General features: G+C 62.2%; 22 protein-coding genes. 17 read left to right on the top strand and 5 right to left on the bottom strand.

Annotation, left to right across the window (positions count from 1 at the left end; translation table 11 throughout):
* The first annotated feature begins 2 nt into the window (after positions 1-2).
* The 8 genes from VGO04_RS30355 to VGO04_RS30320 all read left to right on the top strand — a co-directional run bounded on the left by VGO04_RS30355 (position 3) and on the right by VGO04_RS30320 (position 9,285).
* Positions 3-500 (top strand): tripartite tricarboxylate transporter TctB family protein, encoded by a 498-nt coding sequence (locus tag VGO04_RS30355; protein WP_327499701.1) that lies wholly within the window; start codon positions 3-5, stop codon positions 498-500.
* 70 nt (positions 501-570) lie between these two features.
* Positions 571-2,082 (top strand): tripartite tricarboxylate transporter permease, encoded by a 1,512-nt coding sequence (locus VGO04_RS30350; RefSeq protein ID WP_327499700.1) that lies wholly within the window; start codon positions 571-573, stop codon positions 2,080-2,082.
* Positions 2,083-2,117: 35 nt separating this feature from the next.
* Entirely contained in the window at positions 2,118-3,194 is a 1,077-nt protein-coding gene (locus VGO04_RS30345) for an Ldh family oxidoreductase (RefSeq protein WP_327499699.1), read from the top strand.
* Positions 3,194-4,018, top strand: a complete 825-nt coding sequence (locus tag VGO04_RS30340; RefSeq protein ID WP_327499698.1) for a hydroxypyruvate isomerase family protein — start codon at positions 3,194-3,196, stop codon at positions 4,016-4,018. Before VGO04_RS30345 ends, VGO04_RS30340 begins: the two co-directional genes overlap by 1 nt.
* A complete protein-coding gene (locus VGO04_RS30335) occupies positions 4,015-5,394 on the top strand; it encodes an NAD-dependent succinate-semialdehyde dehydrogenase (protein ID WP_327499697.1) in 1,380 nt (459 codons plus the stop codon). The genes VGO04_RS30340 and VGO04_RS30335 overlap by 4 nt, the downstream gene beginning before the upstream one ends.
* A 12-nt stretch (positions 5,395-5,406) precedes the next feature.
* Entirely contained in the window at positions 5,407-5,832 is a 426-nt protein-coding gene (locus VGO04_RS30330; RefSeq protein WP_327499696.1) for a cupin domain-containing protein, read from the top strand.
* Positions 5,829-6,128, top strand: coding sequence for an antibiotic biosynthesis monooxygenase family protein (locus VGO04_RS30325; protein ID WP_327499695.1), 300 nt, complete (start codon positions 5,829-5,831; stop codon positions 6,126-6,128). The genes VGO04_RS30330 and VGO04_RS30325 overlap by 4 nt, the downstream gene beginning before the upstream one ends.
* Positions 6,129-6,495: 367 nt before the next feature.
* On the top strand, positions 6,496-9,285 hold the full coding sequence (locus tag VGO04_RS30320; RefSeq protein WP_327499694.1) for a bifunctional aconitate hydratase 2/2-methylisocitrate dehydratase: 2,790 nt from the start codon (positions 6,496-6,498) through the stop codon (positions 9,283-9,285).
* Between the two features lie 207 nt (positions 9,286-9,492).
* Here the strand turns inward: VGO04_RS30320 and VGO04_RS30315 are convergent, their stop codons facing one another.
* The gene (locus VGO04_RS30315; RefSeq protein WP_327499693.1) at positions 9,493-10,395 is read right to left on the bottom strand and encodes a LysR family transcriptional regulator; all 903 of its coding nucleotides are present in this window, start codon (positions 10,393-10,395) and stop codon (positions 9,493-9,495) included.
* A gap of 122 nt (positions 10,396-10,517) precedes the next feature.
* Here VGO04_RS30315 and VGO04_RS30310 point away from each other — a divergent pair, with 122 nt between their 5' ends.
* The 7 genes from VGO04_RS30310 to VGO04_RS30280 all read left to right on the top strand — a co-directional run bounded on the left by VGO04_RS30310 (position 10,518) and on the right by VGO04_RS30280 (position 17,354).
* Entirely contained in the window at positions 10,518-11,147 is a 630-nt protein-coding gene (locus VGO04_RS30310) for an RraA family protein (protein ID WP_327499692.1), read from the top strand.
* A gap of 39 nt (positions 11,148-11,186) precedes the next feature.
* A complete protein-coding gene (locus VGO04_RS30305; protein ID WP_327499691.1) occupies positions 11,187-12,701 on the top strand; it encodes an ABC transporter substrate-binding protein in 1,515 nt (504 codons plus the stop codon).
* 94 nt (positions 12,702-12,795) lie between these two features.
* The gene (locus VGO04_RS30300; protein ID WP_327499690.1) at positions 12,796-13,713 is read left to right on the top strand and encodes an ABC transporter permease; all 918 of its coding nucleotides are present in this window, start codon (positions 12,796-12,798) and stop codon (positions 13,711-13,713) included.
* A gap of 1 nt (position 13,714) precedes the next feature.
* A complete protein-coding gene (locus VGO04_RS30295; protein ID WP_327499689.1) occupies positions 13,715-14,638 on the top strand; it encodes an ABC transporter permease in 924 nt (307 codons plus the stop codon).
* Positions 14,635-16,263, top strand: coding sequence for an ABC transporter ATP-binding protein (locus tag VGO04_RS30290; RefSeq protein WP_327499688.1), 1,629 nt, complete (start codon positions 14,635-14,637; stop codon positions 16,261-16,263). The genes VGO04_RS30295 and VGO04_RS30290 overlap by 4 nt, the downstream gene beginning before the upstream one ends.
* Positions 16,253-16,834: a chromate transporter gene (locus VGO04_RS30285; protein WP_327499687.1), complete on the top strand. Its 582-nt coding sequence runs from the start codon at positions 16,253-16,255 to the stop codon at positions 16,832-16,834. The genes VGO04_RS30290 and VGO04_RS30285 overlap by 11 nt, the downstream gene beginning before the upstream one ends.
* Positions 16,827-17,354 (top strand): chromate transporter, encoded by a 528-nt coding sequence (locus tag VGO04_RS30280; RefSeq protein ID WP_327499686.1) that lies wholly within the window; start codon positions 16,827-16,829, stop codon positions 17,352-17,354. The genes VGO04_RS30285 and VGO04_RS30280 overlap by 8 nt, the downstream gene beginning before the upstream one ends.
* Positions 17,355-17,425: 71 nt before the next feature.
* On the opposite strand, the gene VGO04_RS30275 is transcribed toward VGO04_RS30280, so the two are convergent.
* The 4 genes from VGO04_RS30275 to VGO04_RS30260 all read right to left on the bottom strand — a co-directional run bounded on the left by VGO04_RS30275 (position 17,426) and on the right by VGO04_RS30260 (position 21,840).
* Positions 17,426-17,611: a hypothetical protein gene (locus VGO04_RS30275; RefSeq protein WP_327499685.1), complete on the bottom strand. Its 186-nt coding sequence runs from the start codon at positions 17,609-17,611 to the stop codon at positions 17,426-17,428.
* A 302-nt stretch (positions 17,612-17,913) separates the two neighbouring features.
* Positions 17,914-18,987, bottom strand: a complete 1,074-nt coding sequence (locus tag VGO04_RS30270; protein ID WP_327499684.1) for a porin — start codon at positions 18,985-18,987, stop codon at positions 17,914-17,916.
* A 150-nt stretch (positions 18,988-19,137) separates the two neighbouring features.
* Positions 19,138-20,874, bottom strand: coding sequence for a hypothetical protein (locus tag VGO04_RS30265; protein WP_327499683.1), 1,737 nt, complete (start codon positions 20,872-20,874; stop codon positions 19,138-19,140).
* A 237-nt stretch (positions 20,875-21,111) separates the two neighbouring features.
* On the bottom strand, positions 21,112-21,840 hold the full coding sequence (locus tag VGO04_RS30260) for a GntR family transcriptional regulator (protein WP_414650634.1): 729 nt from the start codon (positions 21,838-21,840) through the stop codon (positions 21,112-21,114).
* 216 nt (positions 21,841-22,056) lie between these two features.
* On the opposite strand from VGO04_RS30260, the gene VGO04_RS30255 reads away from it, so the two are divergent.
* Positions 22,057-23,043, top strand: coding sequence for an ABC transporter substrate-binding protein (locus VGO04_RS30255; RefSeq protein ID WP_327499681.1), 987 nt, complete (start codon positions 22,057-22,059; stop codon positions 23,041-23,043).
* Between the two features lie 138 nt (positions 23,044-23,181).
* Positions 23,182-23,961, top strand: coding sequence for an ABC transporter ATP-binding protein (locus VGO04_RS30250; RefSeq protein WP_327499680.1), 780 nt, complete (start codon positions 23,182-23,184; stop codon positions 23,959-23,961).
* Positions 23,962-23,963: the final 2 nt, after the last annotated feature.

Raw genomic sequence — 23,963 nt, 5'->3', positions numbered from 1 at the left:
TCATGTTGAAGTCGGCCAATCTGCGTATCGGGGAGACAATCCTCGGTCTTGCTTCACTCGGTCTCGGCCTGTTCATCGGCGCCGAGACCTGGCTGACGCCTCCCATCGTGGCACAGACCGTGATCGGGCCGGGACTGTTTCCCGCGCTCATCGCCACGGGACTGGTCCTTGTCGGCCTGCAACTGCTTTACGAAGCTTTCCTTTATCGCCTGCAGGCCGAGGATTTTCCCGAGCTCGACTGGAAGTCTGTCGTTCTCGTGGCCTCCGCCTTCGCCTCGCAGCTCGTGCTTTTGGAAAGGCTCGGCTGGGTCATCTCCGGAACCTTCCTCTTCGTCATTTCGGCCATGGCCTTCGGCAGCCGGACCCATCTGCGCAACCTCGCGATCGGGCTGTTGCTCACCGCGCTGACCTACCTGGTGTTCGACTATGGGCTCGATCTCGATCTGCCGACCGGCAGCTACCTCGAAGACCTGATCGCTCTGGCCGGTGGCCCCGTTTGAGGTGGCGCCTGGTTCGAATGCTGAAACCAGAGACCTGGCCGATTTCTCCTAGCCCAAGGGCGGAATGAACATGGATACCCTAGCAGCACTCTTTCACGGCTTTGCCGTCGCCGCCACGCCGTACAACCTGTTCTGGTCGCTGGTCGGCGTGACGCTCGGCACGGCAATCGGCGTCCTGCCCGGCATCGGGCCAGCGCTGACAGTTGCCTTGCTCCTGCCGGTGACCTACGGCATGGAACCAACCAGCGCCTTCATCATGTTCGCCGGCATCTACTACGGCGCCATGTACGGCGGATCGACCACCTCGATCCTGCTCAATACACCAGGCGAATCCGCGTCCATCGTGACCGCGCTCGATGGCCACGCCATGGCGCGCAAGGGGCGCGGCGCGCAAGCCCTGGCAACGGCTGCAATCGGCTCTTTCGTCGCGGGCACCATCGCCACGATCGCGCTGACGTTCGTTGCGCCCCTGATGGTGAAGATAGCGCTGCTCTTCGGGCCGACCGAATACTTCGCGCTGATGGTGCTGGCGCTGACCACCGTCACGGCCGTGCTTGGCGATTCACTGTCGCGGGGTCTTGCGAGCCTGCTGTTCGGTCTTGCGCTCGGGCTCGTCGGGATCGATCTGCAGACGGGTCAGGCACGCTTCACGCTTGGCATCTCGGAGCTGCTCGACGGTATCGACGTCGTTGTCGTGGCTGTCGGCCTCTTCGCCGTCGGCGAAACGCTGTTTACCGTCGCGCGGCACTGTTTCGAGACCGAAGAGCTTTATCAGCTGAAAGGCTCCAAGTGGCTGAGCCGCGAGGACTGGCGCCGCTCCTGGAAGCCGTGGCTGCGCGGGACCGCGCTAGGCTTTCCGATCGGAGCTCTGCCGGCCGGTGGCAGCGAAATCCCGACCTTTCTGTCCTATCTCACGGAAAAGCGCCTGTCGAAGAACCCGGAAGAGTTCGGCCACGGTGCGATCGAGGCGGTGGCGGGGCCGGAGGCTGCCAACAATGCCTCGGCGGCGGGTGTTCTGGCTCCGCTACTGGCGCTCGGCCTGCCGACGTCGGCGACGGCGGCGATCATGCTCGCCGCCTTCCAGCAATACGGTATCCAGCCGGGACCGCTGCTCTTCGACAACAATCCCGAGCTCGTCTGGGGTCTGATCGCCAGCCTGTACATCGGCAACGTCATGCTGCTTCTGCTCAACCTGCCGCTTGCCGGCGTCTGGGTGAAGCTTCTCGCCATCCCGCGTCCGTGGCTCTACTCGGGCATCCTGCTGTTTGCGACGATGGGTGCCTATACGCTCAACAACAACATCGTCGATGTGGCGCTGCTCTGGATTATCGGTCTCATCGGTTTTGGTATGCGCGTGCTCAACGTGCCGGTTGCCCCGTGCATCGTCGGTTTGATCCTCGGGCCGCTGGCAGAGCAGCAGTTCCGCCGTGCGCTGACGATCAGCCAGGGCGATGCGACCGTCTTCTTCACCCATCCGATCTCGCTCGCGCTGATCGTCATCGCACTGACGCTCGTCATTGTGCCGACCCTGTTGCGCTGGCGCGCTCAACGCCAGGCCAGTGGAGCCGCAAACCACATCTGAAGCCCGTCGGTTATCGATCAACCAGGAACATCGCCATGTCGAAAGTCACATATTTTTCCGCCGACGAACTGACCGCCTTTGCGACCGAGATCTTCCTTGGCGCTCAAATGACGGAAGCCGATGCGTCGACGATTGCCCGCGACCTGGTCAAGGCCAATCTGCGTGGCATCGACTCCCACGGGGTGTCGCGGATCCCGATGTATGTCGAACGCTTGCAGCGGGGGCTGGTAAACCCCCGACCCGAGATCACCGTCCAGAAGGTCGCAGGCGCGGTTTCGCTCGTCGATGGCGACAACGGCATGGGATTTCTTGCCTCGCACAGGGCGACCGAAGAAGCGGTTGCGCTCGCAAAAGCCAATGGCATCGGCCTCGTCGGCGTACACCGCAGCACCCATTTCGGCATGGGCGCGCTTTACGCGCTGCAGGCGATCAAGGCCGGTTACATCTCGATGATCTTCACGAACTCGTCGCCGGCGATCCCGATGTGGGGCGGGCGCACGACCTTCCTCGGGGCAAGCCCGATTGCGGCGGGCATTCCGGGTGGCAAGTACGCCCCTTACGTCATGGACATGGCGATGACCGTGATCGCCCGCGGAAAGATCCGCCTTGCGGCCATGAAGGGAGAAGCGATTGCGGAGGGACTGGCTCTGGACATCGACGGCAACCCGACGACGGACGCGGCGAAGGCGTTCGAGGGCGTTTGCCTGCCGTTCGGCGGCGTCAAGGGCTCGGTGCTTGCGACACTGATGGACCTGATGTCCGGCGCGCTCACCGGCGCGAACTTCGGCGGTGACGTGAAGAGCCTCTATTTCGATCACAGCGAGCCGCAGAACGTCGGCCACCTGTTCTTCGCCATCAAACCTGATCTCTTCATTTCGCTTGAGAATTTCGACGCGCGCATGGACGCGTTCTACGAGCGCATCAAGACGCTGCCGAAGGCAGCTGGCGTCGAGGAAATCATGATGCCCGGCGAGCCGGAACAGCGTCGCGAGGACGAGCGGCTGAAAACCGGATTGCCGATCACGGACAACGTGGTGGCGGACCTGACAAGGGAAGGCGAGCGCATCGGCGTCCGCTTCCCCGTCGGCCGCACATCCGACGAGGCCGCCTGATGAACCGCCTCTCCGCCCACATCGGCTACCTCTTCACCGAACTCCCGTTGTTGGAACGGGTTGAAGCGGCAGCCTCAGCCGGGTTCACGGCGATCGAGCACCCGAGCCCATGGGAGATACCCGTCACCGAAATGCGATCGCGCCTTGCCGCGACCGGCCTTTCGTTCACGCAACTCTCTGCGGCAGCCGGTGACGCCGGCAAAGGAGAGAAAGGTCTCGCCGCAATACCCGGTAGGGAAGCGGACTTCCGCGAGGGCCTCAACCGGGCGCTCGATTATGCGGTCACCTTGGACTGCCCGTTCGTCCATCCGATGGCCGGCGTACCCGGAAACGCCGACGTCGCTGCCGCAGCGGAGACCTATCACCGCAATCTGAGCTATGCCGTAGAGCGGACCGCAGGCACCAGCGTCAAGATCCTCATCGAGGCGATCAGCGAGGTCGCGGTGCCGGGATACTTTCTGTCCACGCTCGATCACGCGAGCCGGATACTGGACATCTTCGGACCCGGCAATGTCTCGCTGCTGGTCGACACATTCCATGCCCGGGCAAATGGCGTCGATCTGGCGCAGTGGATAGGGGTCAATGCCCATCGGATCGGTCATGTCCATATCGCCGATCATCCGGGCCGGCATGAGCCCGGGACAGGTACGATCGATTTCGAAGCGCTTCTCGATGCTCTCTGCGAACAGACCTACGAAGGCGCAATCGGCTTCGAATACGTCCCATCCAAAACGACAATCGACAGCGCCACCTTCCTGCTCCGCTGGAAGCACGTGATCGGCGCCAAGCAACAGCAGATGCGGCAAGACAGGAGGCTCGCATGATCACAACAATCAATCCGGCAACCGGCAAGGAACTCGCGCGCTTCGAGGCGCATGCCGATGCCGATGTCGATGCGGCGCTTTTCGCGGCGGTCATTGCCCAGAAGGCATGGCGCAAGGTGCCGGTCGAAGAGCGAGTGGGACTGCTTTCCGGCATGGCGAAGGCGTTGCGCGCCGGCAAGTCCCGGTACGCCGAAATGATCACACTCGAGATGGGCAAGCCGATCGTCGAGGCCGAAGCCGAGATCGAGAAATGCGCTTACAATTGCGATTTCTACGCCGAACATGCGCCTGTGTATCTCGCGGACGAACCGGTCGCCTCAAGCGCGTCCGAGAGCGTCGTCGCCTTCGATCCGCTCGGTGTCGTTCTCGCCATCATGCCGTGGAACTATCCGTTCTGGCAGTTCTTCCGCTTCGCGGCACCCGCCTTTGCCGCCGGCAATGGCGCGATCCTCAAACATGCCAACAACGTGCCGCAATGCGCACTGGCGATCGAAGAGGTCATGAGGGAGGCGGGGTGCCCGGAGGGGCTGTTCCGCACGCTGCTGATCGAGCCTCAGAAGGTCGCCGGCATCATTGCTGACGACCGCATCGCCGCAGTGACGCTGACAGGTTCCACCGAGGTCGGCGCGATTGTCGCCGCGCAGGCCGGCAAGGCGCTGAAGAAGCAGGTGCTCGAGCTCGGCGGCTCCGATCCCTTCATCGTGCTTGCCGACGCCGATCTCGAGGAGGCTGCCAAAGTGGCCGTCAAGGCGCGCTACATCAATGTCGGCCAGTCCTGCGTCAACGCCAAGCGGTTCATCGTCGAGACGGCCGTTGCCGAGCGCTTCGTCGAACTCTTCTGCGCCGAGGTCGCCAAGCTGAAGATCGGTGATCCCCTTGAGCGCGATACCAATATCGGGCCGATGGCGCGCGCCAATCTGCTGAGCGGCCTGCATGCACAGGTGGAAAGGACGCTTGCGGCCGGTGCGACACTCAAGATGGGCGGCAAGCCGATCGATGGCCACGGTTTCTACTACCCCCCGACCGTGCTCGACAACGTGACGGAGGAGATGACGGCGTTCCGAGAGGAAACCTTCGGGCCGGCTGCCGCGATCGTTCGGGCCAAGGATGCCGAGGACGCGATCCGCCTTGCGAACCAGACCGAATTTGGCCTCGGTTCGGCGATCTGGAGCCGCGATGTCGCGCAGGCACGTAAACTCGCCCGCGATCTCGATGCGGGTGCCGTGTTCATCAACGGCATGGTCGCATCCGATCCGCGCTATCCCTTCGGCGGCATCAAACGCTCCGGCTATGGTCGCGAACTCGGGGTCTATGGCATTCGCGAGTTCGTCAACATCAAGACCGTCTGGATCGGTCCCGCCGTGGCGCCAAAGTGAGGAATGGATTTGATGACCCAACCAGCAATACTTCGCCCGCGCGAGCTTCCGAGGAACGAACGTGGCGGCGGCGCGCGCACCACGCCTCTGGTCACGCGCAAGTGCGGATCGACCAGCATGATCAACGGCATCACCGCCTTTGATCCGGGCGCTTCGATCGGGCTGCACAAGCACAATTGCGAGGAAAGCGTCATGGTGCTGGACGGCCACGCGATCGCCGAGATCGACGGTGTCCAGCACCATCTCGAAGCGAATGACACGACCTGGATTCCGGCAAATGTGCCGCACCGCTTCATCAACGCATCGGCAACCGCCCCGATGCGTATCTTCTGGACCTACGCGTCGATCGACGCAACGCGAACCATGATTGCGACCGGCGAGGAACGGACGATCGATGCCGAGCACGGGCCGCGTTCAGGCGAGGGAGGCGACAATTGATCCTGGAGGTCGCGGAAATCAGCATCAAGCCGGGCAGCGAACGTGCCTTCGAAGACGGCGTTCGGCAGGCCGCGCCGCTGTTCCTGAGGGCCAGGGGCTGTCACGGCCTGTCTCTGCATCGCGTGGTCGACATGCCCTTGACCTATCGGTTGGTGGTCAAATGGGAGACGGTTGACGATCACATGGTCGGATTCCGAAAGTCGGAGGACTTCCAGGAGTGGCGACGGCTTGTCAGCCGCTGCTTCGATGGCGCCCCAAAGGTTAGCCATTCAGAGGCGGTTGCGTCGTATGGCTGACGATGCATGACAAGGCGGGGGCGGGCCTCTTCTATGTGATGCCGCCCTTGAAGCCATCGCCAGCACTCCGGCTTGCTGCTCATCGGGCGCATGGGCGCCGGGCGCGTTCGGTATCGGTGCGACACTGGACGCCAGCGAAGGCTTTTATCGCTCTCGGCGGAAACTTCGCAGATGCCGCAGCATGGGCGGCCACCCCTTGATCAATGAAACTTGAATTCAAAATACTACTTTTTTACGCAATTGCAGTATCTTGTCAGCAGGCGTTAGTTGACATAGTCGAGGCGCATATAAACCTGGACCAGCAAGAAGCTGTTTGACGAACGGCGCTGCGTTCTGGCGCCATACACCTCTAGACGTTGGGATTGCGATGAACCTTTATCTGGATTACCTGGCCGAAATCAAAAGCAGAGAAAATCAAAAGCTCGCGCCCAAACCGATTGATGACGGCAAACTGGTCGCGGAAATCATCGCGCTCATCGAAGATGCCGGCAACGAGCACCGGGCCGACGCCCTGAAGTTCTTCATCTACAACACGCTGCCCGGCACGACGAGTGCGGCCGGCGTCAAGGCCGCACTCCTGAAGAAGATCATCCTCGGCACGACGGTCGTCCCGGAGATCTCCCCTGAATTTGCGCTCGAACTGCTGTCGCACATGAAGGGCGGCCCCTCCGTCGAGGTGCTGCTGGACGTCGCCCTCGGCGACGATGCGGCGATCGCCAAGCAGGCAGGCGAAGTCCTGAAGACGCAGGTCTTCCTTTACGACGCCGACATGTTCCGCCTGCGCGACGCCTACAAGGCCGGCAACGCCGTCGCGAAGGACGTTCTCGAAAGCTATGCCAAGGCAGAGTTCTTCACCAAACTCCCGGATGTCGAGGACGAGATCAAGGTCGTGACCTTCATCGCCGCCGAAGGCGACATCTCGACCGACCTCTTGTCGCCTGGCAACCAGGCGCACTCGCGCTCGGATCGCCAGCTGCACGGCCAATGTATGATCACGCCTGAAGCGCAGCAGGAGATCGTCGCGCTGCAGCAGCAGCACCCGGAAAAGCGGGTGATGATGATCGCCGAAAAGGGCACGATGGGCGTTGGCTCGTCGCGCATGTCGGGCGTCAACAATGTGGCGCTCTGGACGGGCAAGCAGGCCAGCCCCTACGTGCCCTTCGTCAACTACGCTCCTGTCGTCGCCGGCACCAACGGCATCTCGCCGATCTTTGCGACGACCGTAGACGTGACCGGCGGCATCGGCGTCAACCTCAAGAACTGGGTCAAGAAGACAGGCGAAGACGGCAAGCCGATCCTCAACAACGACGGCAACCCGATCCTGGAGCAGAAGTTCTCCGTCGAGACCGGGACCGTTCTCACGCTCGACGTGAAGAACAAGAAGCTGCGTGACGAGGCCGGCCAGGAACTGGTCGATGTCGCCGCCGCCTTCACGCCGCAGAAGATGGAGTTCATGAAGGCCGGCAGCTCTTACGCCATCGTCTTCGGCAAGAAGCTCCAGACGTTTGCGGCGCAGACCCTCGGCATCGAGGCGACCCCGGTCTTTGCCCCGAACAAGGAAATCTCCGTCGAGGGCCAGGGCCTGACCGCGGTCGAAAAGATCTTCAACCGCAACGCCGTCGGCGTGACGCCGGGCAAGGTCCTGCACGCAGGCTCCGACGTCCGCGTCAAGGTGAACATCGTCGGTTCGCAGGACACGACCGGCCTCATGACCGCCCAGGAACTCGAGGCGATGGCGGCCACCGTCATTTCGCCGCTCGTTGACGGCGCTTATCAGTCGGGCTGCCACACGGCATCCGTCTGGGACAAGAAGGCGCAGGCGAACATTCCGAAGCTCATGTCCTTCATGAACAATTTCGGCCTGATCACCGCCCGCGACCCGAAGGGCGTCTATCATTCGATGACGGACGTGATCCACAAGGTGCTGAACGACATCACCGTGGATGACTGGGCGATCATCATCGGCGGCGACAGCCATACCCGCATGTCCAAGGGCGTGGCATTCGGCGCGGACTCCGGCACGGTTGCGCTGGCGCTGGCCACCGGTGAGGCGACCATGCCGATCCCGCAGTCGGTCAAGGTGACCTTCAAGGGCACGATGCAGCCCTATATGGACTTCCGCGACGTCGTGCATGCGACCCAGGCGCAGATGCTCAAGCAGTGCGGCGACAACGTCTTCCAGGGCCGCATCATCGAAGTCCACATCGGCACGCTGCTCGCCGACCAGGCCTTTACCTTCACCGACTGGACGGCCGAGATGAAGGCCAAGGCCTCGATCTGCATTTCGCAGGACGAGACCTTGATCGAGTCCTTGGAAATCGCCAAGTCGCGCATCCAGATCATGATCGACAAGGGCATGGAAAATGCCGCAGGCACGCTGAAGGGTCTGATCGCCAAGGCGGATGCGCGCATTGCCGAGATCCGCTCGGGCGAGAAGCCGGCGCTCGCCCCCGACGACAACGCGAAGTACTTCGCCGAAGTCGTCGTGGATCTGGATGTCATCGACGAGCCGATGATCGCCGACCCCGACGTCAACAACGCGGACGTCTCCAAGCGCTACACCCACGACACGATCCGCCCGGTCTCCTACTACGGTGGCACCAAGAAGGTGGATCTGGGCTTCGTCGGCTCGTGCATGGTGCACAAGGGCGACATGAAGATCGTCGCGCAGATGCTCAAGAACATTGAGAAATCAGAGGGCAAGGTCGAGTTCAAGGCACCGTTGGTCGTCGCTGCTCCGACATACAACATCATCGATGAGCTGAAGGCCGAAGGCGATTGGGAAATCCTGCAGAAGTATTCGGGCTTCGAGTTCGATGATCTGAAGCCGAAGACCACCAACCGGACCGAATACGAAAACATCCTCTATCTCGAGCGCCCGGGCTGCAACCTGTGCATGGGCAACCAGGAAAAGGCGGAGAAGGGCGATACGGTTCTGGCGACCTCGACCCGCCTGTTCCAGGGCCGCGTCGTGGAAGACACGGCGGAGAAGAAGGGTGAATCGCTGCTGGCCTCGACCCCGGTCGTGGTGCTGTCGGCGATCCTTGGCCGCACGCCGAGCATGGACGAGTATCGCAGCGCGGTTGACGGAATTGACCTGACGAAGTTCGCTCCGCCGAAGACTTCGCCAATCGATTCCTTGTCTGTCCACTACTAGGGTTCTCACCACCGCGGGAGGCAAGGTCGCGAAGACGACCTTGCCTCCCGCGTCTTACTTCGTTGTGAGTTCGTTCCGGGCAAGGCGCCGCGGCGATGAACCCGCGACAAGGATGTCCGCACTGCCTTTTTGATCAGTGCAGGGACAGCAGCGGCATCGGCCATGTCTGCTCAAGCAGCGCAATCGAAACGGCGGCGCATCGCGACCTCAACTTGAGGCAGCCCGGCCTGTGAAATCACAAAGTGCGCGGCACAGCTCGGCGATTTCTTCGAAGAATGCGCCGTTATAGTCGTTGCGGTAGGTGATGAAATATTCGAGCTTTGGCAGCTCGATTGCCGTTTTCATGATCCTCAGGCGTCCATCACTGACATATTTGCTGAAGAAAGCCTTCGGCAGGATGGTGATCCCGAGGCCGAAAGCCGCAAGCTCGGCGAGCGCTGCCATGTTGTTGCAGGAAATGGTTTTGGCGAATGGCAGTTTTGGATTGTCGATGACGTCGTGGAGGATCGGCCGCAGGATCGACCCAGTCGACTGGATCAGCAGCGGAAACCGCAGCAGTTCGTCGTTGCTGAGCACCCGATCGTCGCCATAAATCTTCGGGCTCGCCATCCAGACGAGTTCGATCTCGCCGAGCCGCATGTTGATGAACTGCGGATGCTGGGTAATCCGCGGGCAGATGACAAAATCGATCTTGCGGTCGGTCAGGCGCTCCATGAGCCCCGCAGTAAGGTCGATCTCCGGCTCCAGGCTGATATCCGGGTAGCGCTCAATGATGGTCGCCAGCAACTCCGGCAGCCATGACAGCGCGACAAGGTCGGTGACGCCGAGCCGGAAGCGCATGGGGGGCGCGACAGACGCCCGTGCGGTCAGAACCAGCCGGTCGTTCAGCCGAAGCATCTGCTCTGCGATTTCCCGGATATCGCTGCCTTTCGACGTCAGCACCGATTGTCGGGCCGACCGGTCGAAGAGCGGGACGGAGAAGCGGCTTTCCAATTCTCCGATCCGTTTCGAGATCGTCGATTGGGTGACGTTGAGGTAGGACGCCGCGGCCTCGAAACTGCCGAGCGTCGCGACCCAGTAGAGGGCTTCCATCTGCTTCAGGGTGAACATCGACGTTCCATGAAGAAAAGCGATTTATATAGGACAAAATTTATCGCTTTTTTGCGCCATCTGGCAAGTTTAGATTTTCTTCATGAAGGAAGGGCCGTGGGATGGCCTTCATCGGAGGAAACATGTCAGTCGAAGAATTTCCGTTACCCGTGCCCGTCGGCGCCGAACTCCTGGCGCAGTTCCGTGGCGTGCCCACGTCCATCATCAGCGACAACATGGAGCGTCTTCCGGGGGCGACGGGGATTTTGCCCTATCACCGCAGCGGCCAGCTCATCGGCACTGCGCTGACGGTCAAGACCCGTCACGGCGACAACCTCGCCATCCATGCGGCCTTGAAGGTTGCCCGCCGGGGCGACGTTATCGTGGTCGACGGTGGCGGCGATATCAGCCAGGCGCTGATCGGCGAGATCATCATGACCCATGCGGAATCGCTTGGCGTTGCCGGCTTTGTCATCGACGGTGCGATCCGCGACGTCGCCGCCATCCGGGCGTCGGATCTGCCCTGTTTTGCTCGAGGCGTCACCCATAAGGGTCCTTACAAGAATGGCCCGGGCGCGATCAACGTTGCCGTTTCGATCGGCGGCCTGGTGGTCAATCCCGGCGACCTGATTGTTGGCGACGACGACGGGATCGTCGCCGTCGCACCGGAAATCGCCGCCGGCCTCATACCCGGCATCCGCACTCAGGAGGAACGGGAGCGCGACAAGATTGCAAAATTCAGGGAGGCGCGGCTTCAGCTGGTCAAGGGCTGAAACGCGCGGCATGACATAAGGCAAGAGGAGGATACGCCTTTGAAACTTTGGAAATCGTTTGCGGTCGCGCTGGCGACAACGATGGCGCTGCCGGTCGGGATGGCACTGGCTGGGGAGAAGACGTCGGTCACGATCGTGCTTCCCGCTGGACCCGATAGGCTCGACCCGTGCGAAACGCCGCGGTCCGTCATCGGCCGCATCATCAAGCAGAATGTCGTCGAAACGCTGGTTGAACTCGACTACGACAAGAACACGACCCTGCCGCGACTGGCCGAGAGCTGGGAGCAGACCTCGCCCACCGAGTGGGTCTTCAAGCTTCGCCAGGGCATCAAGTTTCACGATGGTGCTCCGTTCGACGCCAAGTCCGTGATCCATTCGGTGGAGCGCACCGTCGACCCGAAGCTGACCTGCATCACCCGCACCAAATATTTCGACGGCACGGACGTGACGGCGAGCGAAGTGGACGCCCACACGGTCAAATTCACCACCAAGGCGCCTGTTCCGATCCTGCCGACGCTTCTGGCGCAGCTCGCGATTTCCTCGCCCAACACACCGATGGGCGAATACACCGCAAAGCCTGTAGGCACCGGCCCCTACCGCTTCGACCACTGGACGCAGGGCGAAAACGTCGTGCTCGTGCGCGACGACGCCTATTGGGGCAAGAAGCCGGTCATTGAAAAGGCAACCTATGTCTGGCGCACCGAGTCCTCGGTGGCGGCCGCCATGGTCGAGACGGGCGAAGCGGATCTCGCATTCTCCATCGCGCCTCAGGATGCGACCAATCCGGAGACGGACAAGGTTTACCCAAACTCGGACAGCGCCATGTTCCGTCTTTCGGTCGACATTCCGCCGCTCAACGACCTACGCGTCCGCAAGGCGATCAACCTCGCCATCGACCGGCAGGCCTTCCTCGGCAGCATCGTCAGCGACAAGGCAAAGCTTGCCATGCAGCAGGTCGGCCCGAACGTGCTCGGCTTCAATCCGAACCTGAAACCCTGGGCATATGATCCGGCGGAGGCCGAGAAGCTGCTGGCCGACGCCAAAGCCGACGGCGTCGACGTGACGCGCGAGATCCGCATGATCGGGCGCCCGGCGATGTTTGCTAACAGCAACGAATTCGTCGAAGCCGCGGCCGAAATGCTCCGGCAGGTCGGGTTCAACGTCAAGCTCGACAACCTCGAAATGTCGCAATGGCTGCAGATGGCCAACAAGCCGTTCGCTGCGGATCGCCAGCCCAACATCTTCCTGACGATGCACGACAACAACAGCGGAGACGCAGCGTTCACGGCCTTCTTCAAGTATCATTCGAACGGTCGCCAGAGTGAACTGCACGACCCCGAACTCGACGATCTGATCGTGCTTGCCGGAACCGAGCAGGGCGACAAGCGGGCCCAGACCTATCAGGAAGTGTTCCGCAGGATCTATGAGGACAAGGTCGCCGACGTGCCGCTGTTCCACATGGTCAACTACATGCGGGTCGGCAGCAGGCTCGACTTCCAGCCGACCATTGCCAACGCAGTCGAACTGCAGCTCGCAAAGCTGACCCTGAAATAGCGACGTGCGCGGCGCCGGCCGATATGCTCCGGCGCCGCAGGTTTCCGTCCGGTTTCGGGCAGTTCGTCAATCCACATCCGGCGGAGGAGCTGATATGGGTTCATTCATCTTCAAGCGATCGTTGCAGAGCCTGTTCTCGCTCATCGTCCTGATCATTCTCGTGTTCTTCCTGGCGCGCATGACCGGCTCGCCCGCCGACCTCTATCTGCCGCAGGACGCGTCCGCCGAGATCCGGCACGAGTTCAACGAGCGCCTCGGCTTCAACGATCCGCTGTATCTCCAGTTCGGCCGGTTCATGGCCGGCCTGATGCATCTCGACATGGGGCAATCGCTGCAGTTCTCGCGGCCGGCGCTCGACGTCGTTCTTCAGGCCTTTCCGACGACCCTTATGCTTGCGGCCGTCACCATGCCGCTGGTCATAACACTGGCTGTCGTCATCGGCTCGCTGGCTGCCTTCAAGCCGGGCGGGCTTTTTGACCGGCTTGCCAGCTTCGTGTCGCTTCTGGGCGCCAGCACTCCCAATTTCTGGGTCGCGATCGTCGGCGTGTTGATATTTGCAGTAACACTGCGCCTGCTGCCGACATCGGGAACGGGAACCGTTTTGCACTGGATCCTGCCGGTGGCTGTCCTGACGCTGCGCCCGACCGGAGTGCTCGTCCAGGTCGTGCGAACGTCAATGATGACGGCCCTGTCGTCGACCTACATCAAGACTGCGCGGGCAAAGGGCGTCGGATCGCGATCGATCGTCTTCGTTCATGCGCTGCGCAACGGGCTTCTGCCCGTGATCACGGTTGCCAGCGACCAGGCGGCCGGCATCGTCAACGGCGCGGTCATCGTCGAGACTGTGTTCGGCTTTCCCGGCATCGGCAAGCTGATGATCGATTCCGTCATGCTCCGCGACTTCGCCGTCATCCAGGCCGCCGTGCTCGTCACCGCGCTTGCCGTCTTCATCATCAACATCCTTGTGGACATCACCTATGCCCTCGTCGACCCGCGCATCCGGTATAACTGAGATGGCCGCCCCACGGGTGGCCAAGGCGAAACCTGCGGCCCGATCGGCCGCTGCGAGGCAGATCGCCGCGCTCCTCTGGCAGGACAAGGTTGCCTTCGTATCGGCCGTCCTGCTGCTGGTCGTCATCTTCTGCACGATCTTCGGGCCGTGGCTGATGGCCGACCAGGCCCGCGCGGTCAATCTGATGGCGCACAACGCGCCGCCTTTCTCGCTGAGCAAAGGCTGGATGTTCGTTCTCGGCGCGGATGCGCTTGGGCGCAGCCTGCTTGCCCGCATCATCGTTGCCAGCCAGAACACCATCCTGATTGCCAGCAGCGCCGTCCTTCTGTCGATGACGATCGGCGGCGCGCTCGGGCTCGTCGCCGGCTACAAGGGCGGGTGGATCAGCGCGACCCTTCTGCGCCTGGCGGACGCGATCATGAGCTTCCCTTCGATGCTGCTCGCCGTCATCGTGCTGTTCGTCTTCGATCCGGGCGTGCAGAACGTCATTCTGGTTCTGGCGGTGTCGCGCATTCCGATCTTCCTCAGAACCGTCAGGGCCGAGGTACTCGAAATCAAGGAGCGGATGTTCGTCACGGCGGCGCTCGCCATGGGCGCCAACACCAACCGCATCCTCTTCCGGCACATCGCCCCCATGGTGATGCCGACGGTCATCAATCTCGCCGCGCTCGAAATGGCCTTCGTCATGCTGGTCGAATCCGGCCTGAGCTTCCTCGGTATCGGCATCCAGCCACCCGAAGTGACCTGGGGGCTGATGGTGGCAGACGGCCGCAACTACCTTGGGTCCGCCTGGTGGCTCTCCTTCTGGCCGGGCGTCGCAATCATGACGGTGACGATGGCATTGAACCTCCTTTCGAATTGGCTCCGGCTGGTGACCGACCCGGTCGAACGCTGGCGCTTCCAGACTTCAGCAGGTGCACGATGACTGAGCAGGCCCTTCTCGAAATCCGCAATCTGAGCATCGAGTTCCCGAGCCGCGCGGGGACCGTGCATGCGGTCAATGATGTCAGCTGGTCGGTCAATCCAGGCGAGACGCTGGCCATTCTGGGCGAGAGTGGCTCGGGAAAGAGCGTCAGTGCGTCCGCCGTGCTCGACCTCATCGATACGCCGCCGGCAGTGATCTCGCGTGGCGAGATCCTCTATCGCGGCCGCGACCTCCTGAAGACCTCGCGCGAGGATCGCAGGGCGATCAACGGCAAGAAGATCTCGATGATCTTCCAGGACCCGCTCGCGGCACTCAACCCCGTGTATCCGATTGGCTGGCAGATCGCCGAGACCCTGCGGGTGCACGGCGTCGACAAGGCGACAGCCCATGCCCGCGTCATCGACCTCCTTGCCAAGGTCGGCATCGACGATCCGGAGCGCCGGGCGCGGCAGTATCCGCACCAGTTCTCCGGCGGGCAGCGACAGCGCATCATGATCGCGTCGGCCATCGCGCTCGCACCGGAACTGTTGATCGCAGACGAACCGACGAGCGCGCTCGACGTCACCGTTCAGGCGCAGGTGCTGGCGCTGTTGAAGAAACTGCAGGCCGAAAGCGGCATGGGCATGGTGCTGATCACCCATGATCTCGGAGTCGTCGAGAAGGTCGCAGACCGGGTCGTTGTCATGCAGGGCGGGCGGATCGTCGAGGCGGGCACCGCCGATCAGATCATGAACGCGCCGCAGCATCCCTATACGCGCAAGCTTCTGGACGCCATGCCCGGCCGGCACGGATTCGAAGCGAATACGGCTGAAGCGAAGGGCAGGGTGCTGCTCGACGTCGACGGCGTTTCCCGGATCTACGGCGTCGAGCCAGGCAAGGCGGCGCAAGCCGGGCCGAAAGCGATCAGAGCCGTCGATGACGCAAGCTTCAAGCTGCGCAGCGGCGAAACGCTGGGGATCGTCGGCGAATCCGGCTCCGGTAAATCGACACTGGCGAGGATGCTGCTCGGCCTCGACAGGCCGACCCTCGGTACGATCCGCTTCGATGGGCGCGACCTGCATGGCATGAGCCCGACTGAGACCTTCCAGGTCCGCCGTCGCATGCAGTTCGTGTTCCAGGATCCGACGGCCTCGCTCAACCCGCGCATGACGATCGCCGAGATCGTCTCCGAGCCCTGGGCGATCCATTCCGACGTGTTGCCCAGGAGCGAATGGCGCGACGGCGTGGTCGGTCTTCTCGAACGTGTCGGCCTGAACGCCGATCACATCGATCGGCATCCGCATCAGTTTTCCGGCGGCCAGCGCCAGCGCATCGCGATCGCCCGCGCGCTTGCTCTTAAACCCGAAATCATTGTCTGCGACGAGGCGGTCTCCGCCCTCGATGTCTCTGTTCAGGCGCAGGTGATCGACCTGTTGAAAGAGCTGCGCAGCGAGCTCGGGCTCTCCTACATTTTCATCGCCCACGATCTGGCGCTCGTGCGCGATTTCGCGACCGAGGTCGTGGTGATGTATCGCGGCCGCATCGTTGAGCAGGGGAGAACCGACGCGGTCTATGGTGATCCGCAGCACGACTATACGAAACGGCTCCTCTCCGCGAGCATGGCACAGCTTCCGAATGCGGCCTGACGACGAAGGGCAACACGGCCGAGCGGCCAGGCGCGCCAGCCTGCCGGCACTCTTTGCCGTGTGCCTGAAGATTGGCGTGCTGAGCTTCGGCGGCGGCCTGTCCGCCTGGCTGCATCAGGAATTCGTGGAGCGGCATTGCTGGATCAGCGAAGACGACTTCGCCAGCAGCCTGGCGATCTCTCAGATGCTGCCCGGGGCCAACGTCGTCAACCTGGTGGTCTGCATGGGGGAGCAGTTGCGTGGTCCCCTTGGCGCGATCGCGGCTGCTTTCGGCTTCCTCGTCGGCCCTTTCTTCGCCGTGATCGGCATGAGCGCCTTGGTCGACCGGGTGCACGACCTGGCCGAGCTCGAGGGCGTGCTGACCGGTGTCGCGGCAAGTGCCAGCGGCCTGCTTCTCGTCATCTGCTGGAGGGGCACGCGACGGGCGGCCCGACATGCATCCGGTCTTGCCATCGTCGCAGCCACGGCGATCGGCGTCGCGGTCCTGAAGCTGCCGTTGCTGCTGGTCGCAGCCATAATCGCGCCGATCAGCGTTGCGCTCAGCTGGAGGCGTGTCAAATCCGATGCGTGACGATGCCTATCTCGGATTGCTCGCCGTCTTCGTTCCGTTCTCACTGATCTCCATCGGCGGCGGCGCGAGCATCATCTCCGGCATGGAAGGCGAGGTGGTGCGGGCACGGGCATGGCTCACTTCGCGGGAATTCGTCGAACTGTTTGCGATTTCGCGCGCCGCTCCCGGCCCTGGAACCATGCTCGCCACCCTGGTCGGCTGGAAGATTGCCGGCTGGGGAGGGGCGGTGGTCGCGTCGCTTGCGCTCTTCGTTCCGTCCTCGCTGCTTTGTTATGCTGTGTTCAGACTGACGAACGCCCACCGCGAGAAGGCCTGGCATCGTGCGATGCGCGAGGGCCTGGCGCCGGTCGGGACCGGCCTGATCATCGCCGGCGTCCTGTCGATCCTGCAGCTCTCCGGTGCGGTGGGGCTCACCGCCACGGTCGCCTTCGCATCGGCAGTTTTGGTGATGGGGTTGCCGCGCATTCCAGTGCTGATGATCATCGCGCTCGGCGGAGCGACCGGATGGCTGGTCGGTTAATGGCAACGAGCCGGTTTGAGCGTCCTGCCGACCGCCCATGCGAAATCAGCGGGAGGTCCATTCGTCCTCTATTACCGCCACTTCGGTGAACGTTGCGCGTTGTTCAGGAGCTCGCGAGATGTCGCGAACGGGCCAAACAGCCTCGTGAGGCGGCGTTCCTCTTCCTCGCAAAGGCGGTGCCGTTTGCAGAAATCTTGAACAGACCAGACTTTCGTGGCGGCGTCGGTTTCGAGCTTGTCGGCTTCTATGCGTTCCATACTTGCCTCCCTGCGCACCCCACCGGATTATTCTACGAAAATCTAATGCAATCGTGAATAAACCAGGACATAGCCCATTCGAGCCATATCCATCCGCGATGCGGTGGAACGGTTACGAAGTCCGTCCATGGGGGCATTGGGATCAATGGCGCGCCCGGCAAAACAAGCGCTCGAAACAGCCGTCAAGTCCTCCGAGAATGCGTAGTTTAGACCGCAAAGTGTCGGGCTCCCGCCGGACACGATCAGGTGCCCCTTCCGGAAAGGCGCCGGCGGTGATGTCGCCGCCGACGCTTATTGCGCGGCTAGAAGTTTCGCTGGAAGCGTACGACGCCGCCGAAGCTGTCTTCGTGTCCGCGGAAGCCGCGGAAAGCGGTGTAGTCAAGTTCCGGCGTGATCTTGAAACCGGGTACGACCTCGTAAGCGACGTTGAGCGCCGCGTTCCAGGTGCCGTCCTGCTCGAAGGAAATCTGGCTGTTTATCGTTGCCTTCTCGCTGACATCTGCCGAAAAGCCACCCCACATCGCAAAGTCACCATACCAGCTGCCATAATAGTTCGGCTGGCTCGGGTCGGATTGGTAGGCGCCCATGACGAACAGCGAGAACGCATCTGTGACCTCGAGATTGACGCGTGCCTTCAGGGCCCAGGCGTCGTAACGGGTGTCATAGGCCGCCATGCCGAAGAGCGTGACCCGATCCTGTTCGTATTTGACGCCGCCGAGGAGGTGGGGAATGCTGTCGGCCCTAAGGTCAAACCACTCACGGCTTGTCACGCCGGATGCGTCGGCCGTCTCCAGTTCCCAGGCGCCGTTGCCTTCCTCGGCGCCGACCATGGCGGAAAAGCCGTTGCCGAAGTCGTGGGTGTAGCTCGCCTGCATCGTGCGGTCGCCGGAGTAGTAGATGACGTCGTCGTAGATGACGTTGCCGGCACCCCAGGTCCAGTTGGCAAAAAGGGAGTCGGCAATGCCGACCGAGAAGCCGGCAAGCTCGATGACGGCCTCCGAAATATAGATGCGCTCTCCCGATGCCTTGTGCTCGAAACGCGTCTCCAGGTAGGAGCGCAGCGTTCCTAATTCGGTCTCGTTGCGGGCGTCGAAGCGCAACGTCGCCCGCGCCTTGCCGGGCAAGCCATCGAGCGAGCCGCCCCAGTAGACATCGTCGCCGGCCGCAACCTCGTGGCGTAGATAGCCGCTGATCTTCAGGCAGGTTTCGGTTCCCGGCACGTAGAAGAAGCCGGTGCCATAGGCATCGCAGACGCGGACATATTCGACCGGTTCTGCTTCTGCGGCCGCAGCCGGCTCGGCGACGGCCATCAGGCAGAGCGCCGCTGCGGCACCTTTCAAGAGGAGAGGTGGCGCAGCACTGGTTGGTTTGTACATATCGAGTTCGTTCCCTTGTCGGTTCTGGAATTTTGGCAAAGCTTCGCCGGCTCGGTCCGCGGCATGCGAAACAAGCGGGTGCTGAGCGGGGCTGTGTGGAATGAGAGAAAAAAGGGCCGGTATCGGTCGCGATGCCGGCCCAGTCGGGGGTTACCCGCGCGGCGGCCAGACCTCGCCGGCAAGGCCGGTCTTCGGTTCACCGAGAAGAGGCGTCTTCAGGGCGCGGATGCCGTCGATGCTGATCAGCCAGATGATGTTGCGGTCGTATTCGGTAAACACCGCGAAGCTGGCATTTTCATAGGTGTATTCGGGCATTTGCTCAGGCTTGGGGAAGCGCGGCACGTAGTAGCCGGCGATCTTCGGATCCTTCGGGTCCTTGACGTCGAAGATCTGCAGGCCGGCATTGTAGAAGGCATAGGGCAGGATGCCGTCGCGGCTGTGCCCGGGCTGGTGTGTCGTGCCGGAGCGCTTCGGACCAAAGCTGCCGCGCCGCTGGCAATAGTCGGTGAATTCGGCCTCGGCCGGCGGCGTCGGTCGCGGGAAGGTGGCGACCACCTTCGGGTCCTTCGGATCCTTGGCGTCGATGACCAGCACGTCCTTGTAGGGCTCGTAGCAGTTGGAGTTCATCGGGTAGCCGTTGGCAAAGACATAGCCGGTGCGCTCGTACTGGCTGGTATCGGCATTGTCGAATTCGGTGCCTGCAAAGCTCGGCGGAATGCTTAAGTGGCCCATCATTTCCGGCGTGCCGGGATTGGTGAGGTCGAATGTGTAAAAGCCGAGGCCGCCCATCGCGCCGAATCCGATCTTGCCACCCTTTTCCACCGGCTTGGGGAGGAACAGCGGCATGCGCGAGCCCATCCAGGACGTGCGGTTGCCGGCCCGCGGGTTCATCAGGTAGGCATCCTCACTCGCCTTGTCGCCGACGACCTGGCCCGGAACCGTGACCTGGCTGACAAAGACGGGATTGGCCGGGTCGGTCATATCCCATGCCTGGTAGCCCGGCGAATGCAGATAGTCCGGGTACTCGGTCAAGGCGTAGCTGTCGTCGGGCGCCGACGAGAGATACATGTACTTGCCGCCGAACCAGGCGGGTGCGTCGAGCGAACCTGAGCCCTGCTGCTTGCCGACAGGCGCGTCGGGGTTGTTGATGTCGGTCGTGCGGGTGGCGATCAGCGTCCAGTCGCTCGGCAACGGCCCGTTCATCTCGTAGACCTTGAAGCCCTTGAGCGAATTGTAGTGGCGCAGCGTCTCGACGATGTCGGGCTGCGTGCGCTTGTTGTCGAGGATGCCGAAGCGGCCGATCTCGTAGGAGGCAACGACGACGTTCTTCTGGAGTTTTTCGCTCCAGGCAATCGTCATGCCGCCGAAATAGTCCTGAACGGTCTTGGCGTCCCAGTCCTCGCTGGACCCTTCCGGTCCCCAGACGCCGCCCTTGGAATAGACGACTTTGGCTTTTGCGGGGTCCGTGATGTCGAGCACGCGCATGTAGTCGCGGTCATGCAGGTACATGTAGCGCTTGCCGCCAAAATCCGCGACGTCGGGCCAGGCGTGCCATGGCGACGTGATGTGCGGATAGAAGGCGATTTCCTCGACATTGCTCTTATAGGTCTTGTCGTCCCAATGGGTGAGCTGGCCGGGGAAGTTCGGCGATGCGCCGAGTGCGGTGGCGCGCGGGGCGGTGAACTTGCCCGTCGCCGGATCCATGCCGTAGTCCTCGCCCGGCGTCAGCGCCGGCGGCTGCTTGTCATAGGTCAGTTCCGACCAGCGCTTGAGATGCGGATCCTGGATGTTGATCTCCGTCGGCACTTCCTTTTCCCAACCGGCGGCAAGGGCTGTACCCGCGGCCAGACACAAAATTGAGCATGTGATGATCAGCCTTCTCGGCATGTCGGTCTCCTCCTGCAACATCGGTGAACGCCCCGCGTCCAAGGCGGCAGCGGCGCAAGGCAAACGACAGGACGACGGCGAACACCCCTCAGCGTCGCGCTTCGAATTGCTTCGTTCTGTCAGTGGATTGATTGCGCAGGCCTCCTCACGCCCGAGCAAATCATGTCGCTCCCGTTTGCTTGAGCGATATGAAACAGGGTCGCTTTCCCTATAACAATCGCCTTAATCAGCATTAATTCATGCGGATTTCTTATGAGTGCGACCGCGCGCTGATGGCTTGCGGGATGCAGGTGCTTCCCCTTCCTCAACGGCGTAGACCTCCAGCGGATAGCCGAAATGCTCGTCCATCAGGAGACGGGCGCGTTCGGCGTTGCGGTCGAGAACGGCCTCCATCAGTTCCGTATGCGGACCGATCGACTGCGCCTTGTGCAGCGCGGCCATCGCCTCCTCATAACCGGCAGTCTCCCCAGCCGCTGCGCGAAGCGCGGGGGCGAAGGCCAGGAACCGGTAGTGGCGCTGGAGCTGGTCGGAAATCGTCGAGCGGAAATGCATCAGCCAGCTCGATTGCGCTGCACTCAAGAGGGCGGCGTGAAACGCCTCGTGCCGCTCCATCCAGGCATCGACGGCAAGGTCGGAGGAATCTTCGACAATCGTCTTGCAGCGCGACAGCCGGTAGTGCGCGGTCACGATGGCCGATTCCCATTCGGCGCCGCCGCGCTCCATCGCTTCCAATAGCAGTGGGATTTCGACGACCGCGCGTGCCTTGGTCAGATCCTCGAGCCCCGTGCGCGACACGGGGGCGACGGTGAAGCCGCGATTGGAGATCGCCACCACCAGCCGCTCGGCCTCCAGCCGCGACAGGGCCTCGCGCAACGGTGTGCGTCCGACATCGTAGGTCTTGCTGAGGAGGTCGACCCGCAACGGTGCGCCCGGCTGCAGACGGGCCATAAGGATTTCCGTCCGCATGATCCGGTAGGCGATCTCCGTTTTGGTGCTGCTTTCCTGCTCGTCGGTCAAAGGTACCCCCCAAATCTACCGCCCGGATATTCGGCCATCATATATGCGAGAATAATATATGATAATCGCCAATTGCTATAATTGTATACTATATCGTTGACTTTGCCACTCGGCTGCGCTTCCTCATCCCTCGTGCTGTCACTGCGACAGTTGGAGGAGGAACACATGGCCAAGACAAAATCGAAACTCATCACAGGCCTGATGGCAGCCGGCCTTGTGCTTGCCGGCATCGGCTCGGCCGCAGCCGATCCGATTCGAATCGGCATCGCCAATTTCGGCGAACACCCGCCACTCAATGCCGCCATCGCCGGGTTCAAGAAAGCGCTGGCGGAAAACGGCTTCGTCGAGGGCAAGGACGTCGTCTACACCGAGAGCCACACCAATTTCGACGCTTCGCTTGTGCCGCAGATGATTGCCAAGCTGCAGGCCGAACAGCCAAAGCTCGTCTACACCGTCACCACGCCGGTCTCGCAGATCGCCAAGAAGGCGCTCGCGGGCTCCGGCATTCCGGTGATCTTCACCGCCGTGACCGATCCGGTCGCCGCCAAGCTCGTCCCGTCCAAGGAAAACGGCGACGACGGCATCACGGGCGCGACCGATAGCCAGGACATGGCGGCGGTGCTCGCCTTTACCAAGAAGCTTCTGCCGAACGCCAAGCGCCTCGGTCTTCCCTATAATCCGGGCGAAGCCAATGACGTTGCGCTGCTTGAGACCGTGCGCAAGATCGCGCCGGAACAGGGCTTCGAAGTCGTCGAAGTCGGCGTCGACAACCTCAACGACATCCAGCAGCGCATCACCTCGCTCTCCGGCAAGGTCGACGTCATCTACGGTCCGACGTCCAACATGATCCAGCCGGCGATCGCAGCCGTTGCATCGGCTGCGCGCCAGGCGGGCATCCCGGTCGTCAATGCCGTCGATACCGCCGTCCAGGAGGGTTTCGTGCCGGCAAGCTTTGCCGTCAACTACGAGCAGGTCGGCGAGAATGCCGGCAAGATCGCGGCTGAGGTTTTGAAGGGCAAGGACCCGAAGTCCATCGCTCCCGTCTTCCCCGCCTATGAAGATCACCAGGCGCTGATCTCGAAGAAGGCCATGGCCGCATTCGGCGTCGAGATCCCGGCTTCGTTCGCCGACTGCAACTGCATCGTCGAGTAACCTTTAAGCCAGCGACGGACGGTGGCTTTGACGCCGCCGTCCGTAAATGCGCAGCGCGCCCCATCCATTTGTTTTTACATGAATTCCGAACGCAAAGCCGCCGAACCGGCTTTTAGGAATTGCTCGCAGGAGGAACGGATGCTCGAAATCCGATCTGCACGTAAGGTCTTCTACAAGGGGCAGCCCGACGAGAAGATTGCCCTCAACGATCTCACCCTAACGCTTCCGACCGGCAACTTCGCCATCGTCATCGGATCGAACGGCGCCGGCAAGAGCAGCATGCTGAACGCCATTTCCGGCGCGCTGATGCTCGACAGCGGCAAGATCCTCATCAACGGTGACGATGTCACGGCACTGCCGGTGCACAAGCGCGCAAGCCGCGTCGCCCGGGTCTTTCAGGACCCGATGAAGGGCACCGCCGCCTCGATGACGGTCGCGGAAAACATGCTGCTTGCAGAATTGCGCGGCAAGAAGCTCGGCCTCAGCCGTGGCCTGAACGCAAAGCGGCTTGCGAGCTATCGCGAACGCCTTTCTCCCTTGAACCTCGGGCTCGAAAACCGGCTGGATACGCGCGTCGAACTGCTTTCGGGCGGCCAGCGGCAATCGCTGTCGCTGATCATGGCGACCTGCGACCAGCCGGATCTGCTGCTTCTCGACGAGCACACCGCAGCCCTCGATCCCCGCACGGCCGACATCGTCATGCAGGCGACGGTGCGGGCGGTCGAAGCCTTCAACCTCACCACGCTGATGGTGACGCACAACATGCAGCACGCCGTCGATTTCGGCCATAGCGTGGTGATGCTCGATGCCGGCCAAATCCGGCTCGAAATCACCGGCGCGGAAAAGGCCGAGGTCACGATCCCGAAACTCATCGGTCACTTCGGCATGAAGACCGACCGGATGCTGCTCGCAAGCTGAGA

Source organism: Ensifer sp., from assembly GCF_035999185.1.
Classification (GTDB): Bacteria; Pseudomonadota; Alphaproteobacteria; order Rhizobiales; family Rhizobiaceae; genus Ensifer.
Note: the sequence above shows the minus strand (reverse complement) of the source record. Positions and strands in the feature narration are given on the sequence as shown.

Excerpts from the sequence above, each read along its gene's own strand:
- VGO04_RS30355 (WP_327499701.1), top strand. The coding sequence starts at position 3 with ATGTTGAAGTCGGCCAATCTGCGTATCGGGGAGACAATCCTCGGTCTT.
- VGO04_RS30350 (WP_327499700.1), top strand. The coding sequence starts at position 571 with ATGGATACCCTAGCAGCACTCTTTCACGGCTTTGCCGTCGCCGCCACG.
- VGO04_RS30345 (WP_327499699.1), top strand. The coding sequence starts at position 2,118 with ATGTCGAAAGTCACATATTTTTCCGCCGACGAACTGACCGCCTTTGCG.
- VGO04_RS30340 (WP_327499698.1), top strand. The coding sequence starts at position 3,194 with ATGAACCGCCTCTCCGCCCACATCGGCTACCTCTTCACCGAACTCCCG.
- VGO04_RS30335 (WP_327499697.1), top strand. The coding sequence starts at position 4,015 with ATGATCACAACAATCAATCCGGCAACCGGCAAGGAACTCGCGCGCTTC.
- VGO04_RS30330 (WP_327499696.1), top strand. The coding sequence starts at position 5,407 with ATGACCCAACCAGCAATACTTCGCCCGCGCGAGCTTCCGAGGAACGAA.
- VGO04_RS30320 (WP_327499694.1), top strand. The coding sequence starts at position 6,496 with ATGAACCTTTATCTGGATTACCTGGCCGAAATCAAAAGCAGAGAAAAT.
- VGO04_RS30315 (WP_327499693.1), bottom strand. The coding sequence starts at position 10,395 with ATGTTCACCCTGAAGCAGATGGAAGCCCTCTACTGGGTCGCGACGCTC.
- VGO04_RS30310 (WP_327499692.1), top strand. The coding sequence starts at position 10,518 with ATGTCAGTCGAAGAATTTCCGTTACCCGTGCCCGTCGGCGCCGAACTC.
- VGO04_RS30300 (WP_327499690.1), top strand. The coding sequence starts at position 12,796 with ATGGGTTCATTCATCTTCAAGCGATCGTTGCAGAGCCTGTTCTCGCTC.
- VGO04_RS30295 (WP_327499689.1), top strand. The coding sequence starts at position 13,715 with ATGGCCGCCCCACGGGTGGCCAAGGCGAAACCTGCGGCCCGATCGGCC.
- VGO04_RS30290 (WP_327499688.1), top strand. The coding sequence starts at position 14,635 with ATGACTGAGCAGGCCCTTCTCGAAATCCGCAATCTGAGCATCGAGTTC.
- VGO04_RS30285 (WP_327499687.1), top strand. The coding sequence starts at position 16,253 with ATGCGGCCTGACGACGAAGGGCAACACGGCCGAGCGGCCAGGCGCGCC.
- VGO04_RS30280 (WP_327499686.1), top strand. The coding sequence starts at position 16,827 with ATGCGTGACGATGCCTATCTCGGATTGCTCGCCGTCTTCGTTCCGTTC.
- VGO04_RS30275 (WP_327499685.1), bottom strand. The coding sequence starts at position 17,611 with ATGGAACGCATAGAAGCCGACAAGCTCGAAACCGACGCCGCCACGAAA.
- VGO04_RS30270 (WP_327499684.1), bottom strand. The coding sequence starts at position 18,987 with ATGTACAAACCAACCAGTGCTGCGCCACCTCTCCTCTTGAAAGGTGCC.
- VGO04_RS30265 (WP_327499683.1), bottom strand. The coding sequence starts at position 20,874 with ATGCCGAGAAGGCTGATCATCACATGCTCAATTTTGTGTCTGGCCGCG.
- VGO04_RS30260 (WP_414650634.1), bottom strand. The coding sequence starts at position 21,840 with ATGCGGACGGAAATCCTTATGGCCCGTCTGCAGCCGGGCGCACCGTTG.
- VGO04_RS30255 (WP_327499681.1), top strand. The coding sequence starts at position 22,057 with ATGGCCAAGACAAAATCGAAACTCATCACAGGCCTGATGGCAGCCGGC.
- VGO04_RS30250 (WP_327499680.1), top strand. The coding sequence starts at position 23,182 with ATGCTCGAAATCCGATCTGCACGTAAGGTCTTCTACAAGGGGCAGCCC.